Source organism: Streptomyces harbinensis (assembly GCF_900116145.1).
Taxonomy (GTDB): Bacteria; Actinomycetota; Actinomycetes; order Streptomycetales; family Streptomycetaceae; genus Streptomyces; species Streptomyces carpaticus.
The window spans coordinates 1-13,034 of record NZ_FPAB01000006.1 but is presented as its reverse complement, the minus strand read 5'-3'; the positions used below and the strand labels follow the sequence as shown (position 1 = coordinate 13,034).

Below are 13,034 nucleotides of genomic sequence, written 5' to 3'. Positions count from 1 at the left end.
GGCCCGCTACGTTCCGGTGGATGACCTTGCCTTTCTATGCACGCTTCCCGCACGTGTACGGAGAATGGGTGACTTTCGTCGCCGAGGACGACATCTGGGTGGCCCCGGCCGGCGGCGGCCGGGCCCGCAGGCTCACCACCGACCACGCCCCCGCGAGCCACCCCCGGATATCCCCGGACGGCCGGCACATCGCCTGGACCTCACGGCGGGACGGCGCCCCCGAGGTCTACGTCGCCCCGTTCGACGGCGGCCCGGCCCGGCGGCTCACCTGGTGGGCCCACGCCGAGACCCAGGTGCGCCGCTGGCACGGCCCCGGCGAGATCATCGCCCTCAGCGGCACCGGCCAGCCCGACGACCGCTGGACCTGGGCGCACGCCGTCCCGCTGGACGGCGGCCCCGCCCGCACCCTCCCTCACGGCTCGGTCGGCGACGTGGCGTACGGCCCCGGCGGCGCCGTCCTGCTGCGCACCGGGCGGATGGGCCGCAACCGCGACGCCGCCGGCTGGAAGCGCTACCGGGGCGGCGCCGCCGGGAAACTGTGGCTCGACCCGGACGGCGGCGGCACCTTCGACCGTGTGCACACCGGTCTTGACGGCAACCTCGAATACCCGCAGTGGGTCGGCGACCGCATCGTCTTCCTCTCCGACCACGAGGGCACCGGCGCCCTGTACTCCTCGCACCCCGACGGCACCGGGCTGCGCCGGCACACCCCGCTCGGCGGCGCCTACGCCCGGCACGCGGCCGGCGACGGCACCCGGGTGGTGTACGCCGCGTACGGCGAGCTGTGGCTGCTCGACACCCTGGAGGAGGGCAGCGAGCCGCGCCGGCTCGCCGTCACCCTCGGCGGCCCCCGCACCGGCCGCCGCCCGCACCACCCGCGCGCCGCCGACCACCTCGCCGCCGCCGCGCCCGACCACACCGGCGACGCCTCCCTGGTGGAGACCCGCGGCATGCTGCATCTGCTGCCGCACGGCCGCGGCCCGGTCCGGGCGCTCGCCGCCGAACCCGGGGTACGCGCCCGGCTGCCCCGGTTCGCGGGCGGCCTGGCGGTGTGGATCACCGACGCGGACGGCGCCGACGCGCTGGCCGTCCGCCCGGTGGGCCCCGAGGCCGACGGCACCGCGCCCGCCCTCATCGGCTCCGGAGAACTCGGCGAGGTCCACGCCCTGGCGCTCGCCCCCGACGCCGGGACCGCCGCCCTCGCCACCCACGACGGCCGGCTGCTCCTCGCCGACCTCGCCTCCGGCGCCGTACGGGAGCTGGCCCGCGGCCCGCACGGCCCGATCGCCGACCCGGTGTTCTCCCCGGACTCCGGCTGGCTCGCCTGGGCCCACCCGGGACCCCAACCCCTGAGTCAGCTCAGGCTCGCCCGGCTCGCCGACGACACCGTCATCGAGGCCACCCCGCTCCGCTTCCGGGACTACGCGCCCGCCTTCACCCGCGACGGCCGGCACCTCGCCTTCCTCTCCGAACGCAGCTTCGAGCCCGCCTACGACAGCCTCGTCTTCGAACTGTCCTTCCCGGTCGCGGCCCGCCCCCACCTGCTCACCCTGGCCGCCGACGTCCCCTCGCCGCTCGGCCCCGTCCCGCCCGGTCCCGCTTCCGGGGAGGCGGGCACCGTCCGGGTCGACCCGGAGGGCCTGCACCAGCGGGTGGAGCCGTTCCCCGTCCCGGCCGGCCGCTACAGCGGACTGCGCGCCTGCGAGGACGGCGTGGTGTGGCTCAGCCACCCCGTGACCGGCTTCGAGGGCACCTTCATCACCCTCGGCGAGCCGCCCGCCCCCCACCTCACCCTGCACCGCTTCCCCCTCACCGGCGAGGACACCGCGGCGGCCGAGGAGATCACGAGCGGCGTCTCCGCCGCCGAGGTCAGCGGCGACGGGCGCCGCGCCGTCCTGCACACCGGCGACGCCCTGCGCGTCGTCCCGCTCACCCCCGCCGCCGGGGACGAACACGCCCCGGACCTCTCCCGCATCCGGCTCACCGTGGACCCGGCCGCCGAATGGCGGCAGATGTACGACGAGGCGGGCCGGCTGATGCGGCAGCGGTTCTGGCGCGCCGACCTGGCCGGAGTCGACTACACCGCCCAGCTGGACCGCTACCGGCCGCTGCTGGACCGGATCGGCAGCCACGACGACCTGGTGGACCTGCTCTGGGAGGTCCAGGGCGAACTCGGTGTCTCGCACGCCTACGTCCTGCCCGCCGAACCGCCGGGCGGCCAGGGCCGGCTCGGCGCCGACCTGGAGCGGGGCGAGGACGGGCGCTGGCGGGTGGCCCGCGTCCTGCCCGCCGAACCGTCCGACCCCCGCGCCCGCTCCCCGCTCGCCGCCCCCGGCGTGGCCGTCCGCGCCGGGGACACCATCGCCGCCGTCGACGGCCACCCCGTCGATCCGGTGACCGGCCCCGCGCCGCTGCTGGCCGGCACCGCCGGCCGCCCCGTCCAGCTCACCGTCCACCCGGTCGACGGCGGCCCGCCCCGCCACCCCGTCGTCGTCCCGCTGTCCGACGAACAGCCGCTGCGGTACCACGACTGGGTGGCCGGGCGGCGCGCCGAAGTGGCCCGGCTGTCCGGCGGCCGGCTCGGCTATCTGCACATCCCGGACATGATGACTGGGGGCACCTCCCGGACGGAGTCCGGGGGAGGCTGGGCGCAGCTGCACCGCGATCTGCGGGTGGAGACCGAGCGGGACGGGCTGCTGCTCGACGTGCGCGGCAACCGCGGCGGGCACACCTCCCAGCTGGTCGTCATGGGGGCACCTCCCGGACGGAGTCAGGGGGAGGCTGGCGCGGCGGGTCCTGGGCTGGGAGTTCCCCCGGCTGCGCGAACCGCATACCTACCCGGCCAACGCCCCGCGCGGCCCGCTGGCCTGGCTCGCCGACGAGTACTCCGGCTCCGACGGCGACAAGGTGAACGCGGCGGTCAAGCTGCTCGGCCTCGGCCCGGTGATCGGCGTCCGCACCTGGGGCGGGCTGATCGGGCTCGGCGGCCGGCCCGCGCTGGCGGACGGCACGGGCGTCACCCAGCCCTCGTTCGCGTCCTGGCTGGAGGGCGGCATCGGCTTCGGCGTCGAGAACCACGGCGTGGACCCCGACATCGAGGTGGTGCGCCGCCCGCAGGACTGGGCCAGTGGCGCCGATCCGCAACTCGCCGAGGGCGTACGGCACCTGCTCGCCGCGCTGGCGGAGCGGCCCGCGTCCGTACCGCCGCCGGTCCCCGGGCGCGCCCGGTAGCATCCCGGGGGACGGAGACCAACGCACCGAGGAGAGCCCGGCGATGGCGGGAGAAGCCCAGGCCGACTGCCTGTTCTGCAAGATCGTGGCCGGGGAGGTGCCGGCGACCGTCGTCCGCGAGAGCGCGACGACGGTCGCCTTCCGGGACATCAACCCGCAGGCACCCACCCATGTGCTGGTGGTGCCGCGCGCCCACTACCCCAACGCGGGCGCGCTGGCCGCCGCCGACCCGCGGCTGACCGCCGACGTACTGCGCGCCGCGGCCGAGGTCGCCGCGCAGGAGGGGATCGACGGCTCCGGCTACCGGGTGGTGCTCAACACCGGCTCCGGCGCCGGGCAGACCGTCTTCCACGTGCACGCCCACGTGCTGGGCGGGCGCGGCTTCGAGTGGCCCCCCGGGTAAGCCGCGCATGTCCGTACGCGAACTGGTGGTGCTGGGCACCGCCAGCCAGGTGCCCACCCGGCGCCGCAACCACAACGGCTATCTGCTGCGCTGGGACGGCGAAGGGCTGCTGTTCGACCCGGGCGAGGGCACCCAGCGGCAGATGACGCACGCCGGGGTGAGCGCCACCGACATCACCCGGATCTGCGTCAGCCACTTCCACGGCGACCACTCCCTGGGCCTGGCCGGGGTGATCCAGCGCATCAACGGGGACGGGGTGCCGCACCCGGTGCGCGCGCACTACCCGGCGAGCGGCCAGGTGTACTTCGAGCGGCTGCGGTACGCGACGGCGTATCAGGAGCGGGCCGTCATCGAGGAGCACCCGGTGACGGGGGACGGGGTGCTGGACGCCGGTCCGCCGTTCACCCTGTCGGCGGCCCGGCTGTCGCACCCGGTGGAGTCCTTCGGCTACCGGCTGGTGGAGCCGGACGGCCGCCGGATGCTGCCGGAACGGCTGGCCGAGGCGGGCATCCGGGGGCCCGAGGTGCGGCGGCTCCAGGAGGAGGGCGAGCTGCGCGGGGTGCGTCTCGCGGAGATGAGCGAGCGGCGGCCGGGGCAGCGGTTCGGCTTCGTCATGGACACCCGGCTGTGCCCGGGCGTGTACACGCTGGCCGAGGGGTGCGATCTGCTGGTGATGGAGGCGACGTTCCTCGACGAGGACGCCGCGCTGGCGGACACCTACGGCCATCTGACGGCGGGCCAGGCGGGCGAGGTCGCGGCCCGGTGCGGGGTGCGGCACCTGGTGCTCACCCACTTCTCGCAGCGCTACCCGGACCCGGAGCCGCTGGGGGCGCAGGCCCGGGCGGCGGGGTTCACGGGCGAGCTGACCGTGGCCGAGGACCTGGACCGGATCCCGGTCCCCGGCCGGCGGTGACGGACACGGCGACGGACACGGTGACGGTGACGGTGTGACAAGGAAAGGTGCCTTCATGGCGGCAGCGGGCGGCTGGGCGGGCGGGACGTTCTCCAATCCGGTGATACCCGGGTTCCACCCCGACCCGAGCGTGTGCCGGGTGGGCGAGGACTACTACCTCGTCTGTTCCAGCTTCGAATACTTCCCCGGGGTCCCGGTCTTCCACAGCCGGGACCTCGTGCACTGGGAGCAGATCGGCAATGTCATGGAGCGGCCGGGACAGCTGCGGCTGCCGGACACCGCGCCGTCCTCGGGCGGCGTGTACGCGCCGACGATCCGGCACCACGACGGCCGGTTCTGGCTGATCACCACCGACGTCTCGCACGACGGCAATGTGCTCTTCACCGCGACCGACCCGGCCGGGCCCTGGTCCGACCCGGTGCTGCTGCCCGGGGTGAAGGGCATCGACCCCGATCTGGCCTGGGACGAGGACGGCACCTGCTGGGTGACCTCCGCCGGGATCAGCCAGATCGCCATCGACCCCGGCACCGGGCAGACCCTCGGCGCGCCGCGCCGGCTGTGGTCCGGCACCCCGGGCGCCAAGGCACCGGAGGCCCCGCATCTGTACCGCGTCGGCGGGTACTGGTACCTGCTGATCGCCGAGGGCGGTACGGAGCGCGGCCACGGCATCTCGGTGGCGCGCGGCCCGGCCCCGTACGGCCCGTTCGAGCCGTGCCCGGCCAACCCGGTGCTGAGCCACCGCAGCACCGACCAGGCGATCCAGAACACCGGCCACGGGGACCTGGTGCAGGCCCCGGACGGCTCGTGGTGGATTGTCTTCCTCGGCGTGCGGCCCGGCGGCGGCACCCCCGGCTGGCATGTGCTGGGGCGCGAGACGTTCCTGGCGCCGGTGACGTGGAGCGCGGACGGCTGGCCGGTGATCGGCGAGGCGACGCCGGTGATGGCGGCGCCGCCGTGGCCGCCGCGCCCGGTGCCGGGCCCCGCGGCGCGCGACGACTTCGACGCGGCCCGGCTGGCGCCGCACTGGATCTCGCTGCGGTCCCGGCCGCAGGAGGCCGTCTCCACCACCGAGCGGCCCGGCTGGCTCACCCTGCGGGCGCGCGGCGCGTCGCTGGACGATCCGGCGGTGACGTTCGCCGGGCGGCGGCAGCAGCACCGCGCCTGCCGGGCGCGTACCCTGCTCGATCCGGCGGCGGGACGGGGCGGGCTCGCGGTGCGGCTGGACGAGCGGCACCACTACGCGATCGAGGCGGCCCCGGACGGCACGGTGCGGGCGGAGGCCCGGATCGGGCCGCTGCGGCAGACGGTCGGGGAGCTGCGGCTGCCGGAGGCCGGGCCGGTGACGCTGCGGGCCGACATCGGCGGGCCGCCGGAGGCGTGGGACCCGCGGCAGGGGCCCGATGTGGTGCGGCTGGGCGTGGAGGAGCCGGACGGGGTGTTCACCGTGCTGGCGGAGCTGGACGGGCGGTATCTGTCCACCGAGGTGGCGGGCGGTTTCACCGGGCGGGTGATCGGCATGTACGCGGCCGAGGGGACGGTGCGCTTCGACTGGTTCGCGCTGGAGGCGGAGAAGGACGACGCGCTCTGACGCCCGGCCGGACGGCCCCGGCCCGGCCCCCGGTGGGTGCCGGAGCCGGGGCCGGGGTCCGTCAGCCCGCTTCCGCCGCCTCCGCCAGGATGCGGGCGGCCGTCGCCGGGGAGTCGACCAGCGGGTGCAGCGCCAGCGCCCGCAGGGCGGCCTCCGGCGAGCCGGTCGTCGCCGCCTCGATGGTGGCCCGTTCCACCGCCTTCAGCTGGAGCATCAGCCCCAGCTCGGCCATGCCGGGGGAGACCACCGGGACCGGGTGCGCGCCCTGGGCGTTCGCCTCGCAGACCGTCTCGATGACCGCGTCGGGCGGCAGCGCCGGGAGGGTGCCGGCGTTGCGGACGTTGAGGATGAGGCGGGTGGTGCGGTCGGCGGCGATGGCCCGCATCAGGTCCAGCGCCACCTGCTCGTAGCCGCCGCCCTCCAGGTCGCAGCTGTCGCGCTCCCCGCCGCCGGCGGCGGCCCGGCCGTCGGCGCCGTAGGTCTCCTCACGCTCCAGGCGGGTGCGTTCCCACCGGGCGTGCACTCGTTCCGGTGAATCCGTCTCGGCCAGCGCCGCCGTGAAGAACGCGCCCTGCTGCCGGGCCAGGAACGCGCCCCGCGTCTCCTCGGCCGCCCGGGTGGCGGCCAGCGTCTCGCGGCGGAAGTAGTAGTAGTGCAGGTACTCGTTCGGCAGCGCCCCCAGCGCGCGCAGCCAGCGCGCGCCGAACAGCCGGCCCTCCTCGAACGAGCCGAGCGCCCGCTCGTCCGCCAGCAGCCCCGGCAGCAGGTCGCGGCCGTCCAGGGTGAGCGACTGGAGCCAGCCCAGATGGTTCAGCCCGGTGTAGCCGTAGCGGACCGCCGCCGGGTCGGCGCCCGCCGCCCGTGCGGCGCGGCGCACCAGGCCCACCGGCGAGTCGCAGATGCCGATCACCCGGTGCCCGAGCACCGCCGACATCGCCTCGGTGACCATCCCGGCCGGGTTGGTGAAGTTGATGACCCACGCGTCCGGGGCCACCGCCCGCACCCGCTCGGCGATCCGCAGCGCCTGCGGCACCGACCGCAGCCCGTACAGCACCCCGCCCGCGCCCACCGTCTCCTGGCCCAGCACGCCCGCCGCCAGCGGCACCCGTTCGTCCCTGACCCGGCCGGCGAGGCCGCCCGCCCGGATCGCGGAGAAGACGAAATCGGCGCCGGCCAGCGCCTCGTCCAGATCGGTGGTGGCCCGCACGCGCGGCGCCCGGGAGGCCCGGGCGGCCTCGGCCGCCAGCACGGCGCCGATCACCCGCAGGCGCCCGGGGTCGGTGTCGTACAGCGTCACCTCTTCGCACCGCCCGTGGCCGTCGTCGTCCAGCAGCGCGCGGTATACCAGGGGGACGCGGAATCCGCCGCCGCCAATGATCGCCAGCCTCATGCACGGCAACGTACACCTGCCGTGGAGGCGCGTACGTACCAGGAGCAGCAGGGTGAGCACCGACGACCAGACCCCACGGCCCGGACCGCTCGGGCACACGTTCGATCCGCTGGCGGACGTACGGCGGCCCGGTGATCCCGGCTGCGACGTGTACCTGACCGGCACCGTCTTCCTCGACATCATCTTCACCGGCCTCGACTCCGCCCCGGTGCGCGGCACCGAGTCCTGGGCCCGCGGCATGGGCTCCAGCCCCGGCGGGGTCGCCAACATGGCCACCGCGCTGGCCCGGCTCGGACTGCGCACCTCGCTGGCCGCCGCGTTCGGCGACGACAAGTACGGCGAGTACTGCTGGGAGACGCTGGAGCACGGCGAGGGCATCGACCTGGGCGGCTCCTGGACGGTGCCGGGCTGGCACTCGCCGGTCACCGTCTCCATGGCCTACGAGGGCGAGCGCACCATGGTCTCGCACGGCCACGAGGCGCCGCCGCCCGGGGAAACGGGGGGAACCTCCCCGGGGGTGCCGCCCGGCCGGAGGCTGGGGGAGGAGTCCGCGGGAGGCACCCCGGACGGGCGCCCGGCACCGCCGGCCCGCTCCGCGGTGGCCTCGCTCAGCCCCGGCCAGCCGCAGGAGTGGATCGCGGCGGCGGCCGGCGCCGGCAGCCTGCTCTTCGCCGACGTCGGCTGGGACGACACCGGCGCCTGGGACCTGGCCGCGCTGCCCGAGCTGGCACACTGCGAGGCGTTCCTGCCCAACGCCGAGGAAGCGATGCGCTACACCCGCACCGAGTGCCCGCGCGCCGCCGCCCGGGCGCTGACCGAGCGGGTGCCGCTTGCGGTGGTCACCATGGGCGCCGAGGGCGCGTACGCGGCGGACGGCCGCACCGGGGAGACCGCCGAGGTGCCGGCCATCCTCGTGGAGGCGCTGGACACCACCGGCGCAGGCGACGTGTTCGTGGCCGGCTTCGTCACCGGAACGCTCGCCGGCTGGCCGCTGGCCGACCGGCTCGCGTTCGCGGGCCTGACCGCCGCGCTGTCCGTGCAGGAGTTCGGCGGCTCGCTGTCCGCGCCCGGCTGGGGCGAGATCGCCGCCTGGTGGCAGCGCGTTCCCGCGCTGACCCCGCCCGGCACCCCGATGGAGCAGGCGCTGGGCCGCTACGCGTTCCTCGACCGGCTGCTGCCGTACGAGGCCCCCGCGTGGCCGCGCCGCCGGGCGGTGCCCACCCTCGGCTTCCGGGGCACGGCCGCCGCCGGAGCCGGTGCCACCGGGCGCCCGGGCGATCGCACAGGGTAATTCTCTAGGGGTCTGTGGGCCCGGCGTCGTACCCTGGGATCCCGGACACCGAGGATCAGAGAGGGATGAGCTGGCCCCCCGGCCGCCCATGACACAGACACCCACGCACCAGCCAGTGGCCCCGGCCACCGAGGCGACCGCACGGTTCGCCGTCCCCGCCAAGCACCCGATGGTCACGGTGCTGGGTTCCGGCGACTCCCTGCTGCGGGTCATCGAGAAGTCGTTCCCCGCCACCGACATCCACGTGCGCGGCAACGAGATCACCGCCACCGGCGAAGCCGCCGAGGTGGCGCTGATCCAGCGCCTCTTCGACGAGATGATGCTCGTGCTGCGCACCGGCCAGCCGCTCACCGAGGACGCCGTGGAGCGCTCCATCGCGATGCTGCGCTCCTCCGGCGAGGGCGGCGGCGCGGTGGAGAGCCCCGCCGAGGTCCTCACCCAGAACATCCTGTCCAACCGGGGCAAGACCATCCGGCCCAAGACGCTGAACCAGAAGCGGTACGTGGACGCCATCGACCGGCACACGATCGTCTTCGGCATCGGCCCGGCCGGCACCGGCAAGACCTACCTGGCCATGGCCAAGGCCGTGCAGGCGCTCCAGTCCAAGCAGGTCAACCGGATCATCCTCACCCGCCCGGCGGTCGAGGCCGGCGAGCGGCTCGGATTCCTGCCCGGCACGCTCTACGAGAAGATCGACCCGTATCTGCGCCCGCTCTACGACGCGCTGCACGACATGCTCGACCCCGACTCGATCCCGCGGCTGCTCAGCGCGGGCACCATCGAGGTCGCGCCGCTGGCGTACATGCGCGGCCGGACGCTGAACGACGCGTTCATCATCCTGGACGAGGCGCAGAACACGAATCCCGAGCAGATGAAGATGTTCCTCACCCGGCTCGGGTTCGAGTCCAAGATCGTCATCACCGGTGACGTGACCCAGGTCGACCTCCCGGGCTCCACCAAGAGCGGCCTGCGGCAGGTGCAGGAGATCCTGGACGGGGTGCCCGACGTGCACTTCTCCCGGCTCAACAGCACCGACGTCGTCCGGCACAAGCTGGTCGGCCGGATCGTCGACGCGTACGACCGCTTCGACCAGCGCGCCGGCCACGGCGACGGACAGGGAAAGTAGCCGCGACACCACCATGGCGATCGAGGTCAACAACGAATCCGGCCTGGACATCGACGTGGCGGCGGTGCAGGACATCGCCCGCTACGCGCTGAGCCGGATGCGGATCCACCCCCTGTCCGAACTGTCGGTCATCGCGGTCGACGAGGAGGCCATGGAGGCGCTGCACCTCCAGTGGATGGACCTGCCCGGGCCCACCGACGTGATGTCCTTCCCGATGGACGAACTCCGCCCGCCGGCCAAGGACGAGGAGGAGCCCGCCAAGGGGCTCCTCGGCGACATCGTGCTGTGCCCGCAGGTCGCGAAGGCCCAGGGGGCCGCCGCCCCCACCGGGCACTCCATGGACGACGAACTCCAACTGCTCACCGTGCACGGGGTGCTGCACCTGCTGGGATACGACCACGAGGAGCCCGCCGAGAAGGCCGAGATGTTCGGCCTCCAGCGGGCCATCGTGGACGGCTGGCGCGCCGAGGCGGGGCTGACCGGCCCCTCCCCGGCTCCGACGATCACCTGAGCCGGGCGGGCGAGGAACAACAACGATGGACGCCACACTGTGGACCTTCCTGCTGGTACTCCTGGTCGTCGCCTGGCTGGCCTCCTGCGCCGAGGCCGGGCTCAGCCGGATCACCGCCTTCCGCGCCGAGCAGGCGGCCCGCGAGGGCCGGCGCGGCGCGGCACGGCTGGTGACCGTGGCCGCCGACCCCACCCGCTATCTCAACCTGGCCCTGCTGGTGCGCGTCGCCGGCGAGATGGGCCTGGCGGTGCTCGTCACCTACGCCTGCCTGAAGAGCTTCGACGAGGTCTGGCAGGCGCTGCTGGTCGCCGTCCCGGTGACGGTGGTGCTGTCGTTCGTGGTCATCGGCGTCTCGCCGCGCACCATCGGACGCCAGCACCCGGTGACGACCTCGCGCGCGGCGGCCCTGGTCCTCATCCCGCTGGCCCGGGTACTCGGGCCGCTCGCCCAGCTGCTGATCATCGTCGGTAACGCCGTCACCCCCGGCAAGGGCTTCCGCAAGGGCCCCTTCGCCTCGGAGGCCGAACTGCGGGCGATGGTGGACCTGGCGGAGCGCGAATCGCTGATCGAGGACGAGGAACGCCGCATGGTGCACTCCGTCTTCGAACTGGGCGACACCCTGGTGCGCGAGGTGATGGTGCCGCGCACCGACCTGATCTCCCTGAGCCGCGACAAGACCCTGCGGCAGGGCCTGTCGCTGGCGCTGCGCTCCGGTTTCTCCCGCATCCCGGTGACGGGCGAGAGCGACGACGACATCGTCGGCATCGTCTACCTCAAGGACCTGGCCCGCGCGGTGCACATCAGCCGGGAGGCCGAGGCCGACCCGGTGGAGACGGTGATGCGCCCGGCCACGTTCGTCCCCGACACCAAGAACGCCGGCGACCTGCTGCGCGAGATGCAGCGCGACCACATCCATGTGGCGGTGGCCATCGACGAGTACGGCGGTACGGCCGGGCTCGTCACCATCGAGGACATCCTGGAGGAGATCGTCGGGGAGATCGCCGACGAGTACGACACCGAACTGCCACCGGTCGCCGAACTGGCGGACGGCGCCTACCGGGTCACCTCCCGCCTCGACCTGGGGGACCTGGGCGAACTGTTCGGCGTCGACCTGGAGGACGAGGACGTCGAGACGGTCGGCGGCCTGCTGGCCAAATCACTGGGCCGGGTCCCGATCGCCGGGGCCACCACCGTCGTCGAACTCACCGGAGACCGCGCCCACCCGGACCTGGCCGGCCTGCGCCTGACGGCCGAACCCCCGACCGGCCGCCGCAACCGCATCGACCGCGTCGTGGTGGAACCGGTCCGCGCCGAGCCCCCGGCTGCGGAGGAAGCGGCCTGACGCGGGGCGGCGAGAAGGCAGCGAGAAGGCGGGGGCGCGCGTGAGCGACGCCGGGTGGGCGAGGGCATCGCTTCCGCAAAGGTGTGTGATGGCGCGCCCGCTCAGCGAGTACGAGCGCTGGGAGTGCGAGTGGCCCTGCACGGCGACGGACGGTGGGCAGCGGACTTTCATGATCGACCGTTCCGAGGTTGATGCCGCCCCCGAACTTCCTTTCGACTGGTGGATGGTGACTCCTCCTCCCGGATGAATCCGGGGGGCTTCTCCTGTCGGTGGCTAGGCCACGTCGGGAAGGACCAGCCCGGCCCTGAGTGCGACGTTCCAGGCGCCCACGCGGTCGGCGTGGTCGGTGTGCCCGCAGGCGGTGCACTGGAACTTTTCGCCGTCGCGGTTCTCGCTGTCCACGTGCCCGCAGGTGGGGCAGGTGCGGGAGGTGTTGCGGGGGTCCACCGGGATCAGTACACGACCGGCGCTTTCAGCCTTGTGCGCGAGGATGCCCAGGAACACCCCCCAACCCGTGTCAAGAATGCTGCGGTTGAGCCCGGCCTTCGAGGCGGCGCCGTTGGGAAGGAATGCGCCGGGTCTCTCGGGGTCGGGCTTGGGCTTGGGGGTGCGGACCATGTTCGCGATGTTCAGCCGCTCGTGCCCGATCCGGTCGTAGTCGCGGACCAGGGCGAGCGCGGTCTTGTGTGCGTGATCGGTGCGCCGGCGCCGGACCTTGCGGTGCAGCTTGGCGACCTTTTCCACGGCCTGGCGGTGCTTGGCGGTGCGGTCCTGGCGCTTGCGGCGCGGGAACGCGTTGAGGGCGCGCTGTGCGTCGGCGAGGGCGTCGGCGGTGCGCTTGCCGTGCCTCGGGTTCGGGACGTGGACGCCCTTGGAGGTGGTGAGGAAGTGCGTGACGCCCATGTCGATGCCGCACACCGCGCCCGTGGCCGGGAGCGGTTCGGCGGGAACGTTGTCGCAGGCGAGGATGACGTACCACTGCCGTCCCTCGCGCTTGACCGAGATCGTCTTGACTCGGCCCTTCACGGGGCGGTGCTGGTGAACGCGGACGTGCCCGACGCCTTGCAGGCGGACGCGGGTGACAGAGTCATGCGGGGTGGAGTCCCACCGGCAGCCGTCCCCGTCCCTGGGGAAAACCACGGTGTCGAACCAGTTCACGCCCCGGAACCTGGGATAGCCGGGCTTCTCCCCGGCCTTCACCCGCCGGAAGAACGCGGCGAACGCCTTGTCCAGACGCCG

The 13,034-nt window shown here is 74.3% G+C and carries 10 protein-coding genes and 1 pseudogene; 9 read left to right on the top strand and 2 right to left on the bottom strand.

The window, feature by feature from the left end:
- Positions 1 to 20 precede the first annotated feature (20 nt).
- The 4 genes and pseudogenes from BM385_RS17740 to BM385_RS17725 all read left to right on the top strand — a co-directional run bounded on the left by BM385_RS17740 (position 21) and on the right by BM385_RS17725 (position 6,135).
- Positions 21 to 3,231 (top strand): annotated as a pseudogene (locus BM385_RS17740) (S41 family peptidase).
- A 43-nt stretch (positions 3,232 to 3,274) separates the two neighbouring features.
- Positions 3,275 to 3,634 (top strand): histidine triad nucleotide-binding protein, encoded by a 360-nt coding sequence (locus tag BM385_RS17735; protein ID WP_026047271.1) that lies wholly within the window; start codon positions 3,275 to 3,277, stop codon positions 3,632 to 3,634.
- 7 nt (positions 3,635 to 3,641) lie between these two features.
- Positions 3,642 to 4,547 (top strand): ribonuclease Z, encoded by a 906-nt coding sequence (locus BM385_RS17730; protein ID WP_019432908.1) that lies wholly within the window; start codon positions 3,642 to 3,644, stop codon positions 4,545 to 4,547.
- A 55-nt stretch (positions 4,548 to 4,602) separates the two neighbouring features.
- On the top strand, positions 4,603 to 6,135 hold the full coding sequence (locus BM385_RS17725) for a glycoside hydrolase family 43 protein (RefSeq protein ID WP_093843652.1): 1,533 nt from the start codon (positions 4,603 to 4,605) through the stop codon (positions 6,133 to 6,135).
- 61 nt (positions 6,136 to 6,196) lie between these two features.
- Here BM385_RS17725 and BM385_RS17720 read toward each other — a convergent pair whose 3' ends face one another.
- Positions 6,197 to 7,525 (bottom strand): family 4 glycosyl hydrolase, encoded by a 1,329-nt coding sequence (locus BM385_RS17720; RefSeq protein ID WP_093843651.1) that lies wholly within the window; start codon positions 7,523 to 7,525, stop codon positions 6,197 to 6,199.
- Between the two features lie 52 nt (positions 7,526 to 7,577).
- Here BM385_RS17720 and BM385_RS17715 point away from each other — a divergent pair, with 52 nt between their 5' ends.
- The 5 genes from BM385_RS17715 (at position 7,578) to BM385_RS28390 (ending at position 12,042) form a co-directional block, all read left to right on the top strand.
- Positions 7,578 to 8,816 carry a carbohydrate kinase family protein gene (locus BM385_RS17715; protein ID WP_019432911.1) on the top strand — a complete coding sequence of 413 codons (1,239 nt, stop codon included), beginning with the start codon at positions 7,578 to 7,580 and terminating at the stop codon, positions 8,814 to 8,816.
- A gap of 88 nt (positions 8,817 to 8,904) precedes the next feature.
- Positions 8,905 to 9,942 (top strand): PhoH family protein, encoded by a 1,038-nt coding sequence (locus tag BM385_RS17710; protein ID WP_026047272.1) that lies wholly within the window; start codon positions 8,905 to 8,907, stop codon positions 9,940 to 9,942.
- Between the two features lie 13 nt (positions 9,943 to 9,955).
- Positions 9,956 to 10,453, top strand: a complete 498-nt coding sequence (gene ybeY, locus BM385_RS17705; protein ID WP_019432913.1) for an rRNA maturation RNase YbeY — start codon at positions 9,956 to 9,958, stop codon at positions 10,451 to 10,453.
- A 25-nt stretch (positions 10,454 to 10,478) separates the two neighbouring features.
- Positions 10,479 to 11,795, top strand: a complete 1,317-nt coding sequence (locus BM385_RS17700) for a hemolysin family protein (protein WP_093843650.1) — start codon at positions 10,479 to 10,481, stop codon at positions 11,793 to 11,795.
- An 88-nt stretch (positions 11,796 to 11,883) separates the two neighbouring features.
- Positions 11,884 to 12,042 (top strand): DUF6879 family protein, encoded by a 159-nt coding sequence (locus BM385_RS28390; RefSeq protein WP_367889606.1) that lies wholly within the window; start codon positions 11,884 to 11,886, stop codon positions 12,040 to 12,042.
- 26 nt (positions 12,043 to 12,068) lie between these two features.
- Here the strand turns inward: BM385_RS28390 and BM385_RS17695 are convergent.
- On the bottom strand, positions 12,069 to 13,034 hold a 966-nt coding region (locus tag BM385_RS17695; RefSeq protein ID WP_107407823.1), incomplete at its 5' end, for an RNA-guided endonuclease InsQ/TnpB family protein.

Coding starts and splice junctions, on each gene's coding strand:
- BM385_RS17720 (WP_093843651.1), bottom strand. CDS start 7,525: ATGAGGCTGGCGATCATTGGCGGCGGCGGATTCCGCGTCCCCCTGGTA.
- BM385_RS17735 (WP_026047271.1), top strand. CDS start 3,275: ATGGCGGGAGAAGCCCAGGCCGACTGCCTGTTCTGCAAGATCGTGGCC.
- BM385_RS28390 (WP_367889606.1), top strand. CDS start 11,884: ATGGCGCGCCCGCTCAGCGAGTACGAGCGCTGGGAGTGCGAGTGGCCC.
- BM385_RS17730 (WP_019432908.1), top strand. CDS start 3,642: ATGTCCGTACGCGAACTGGTGGTGCTGGGCACCGCCAGCCAGGTGCCC.
- ybeY (WP_019432913.1), top strand. CDS start 9,956: ATGGCGATCGAGGTCAACAACGAATCCGGCCTGGACATCGACGTGGCG.
- BM385_RS17710 (WP_026047272.1), top strand. CDS start 8,905: ATGACACAGACACCCACGCACCAGCCAGTGGCCCCGGCCACCGAGGCG.
- BM385_RS17700 (WP_093843650.1), top strand. CDS start 10,479: ATGGACGCCACACTGTGGACCTTCCTGCTGGTACTCCTGGTCGTCGCC.
- BM385_RS17725 (WP_093843652.1), top strand. CDS start 4,603: ATGGCGGCAGCGGGCGGCTGGGCGGGCGGGACGTTCTCCAATCCGGTG.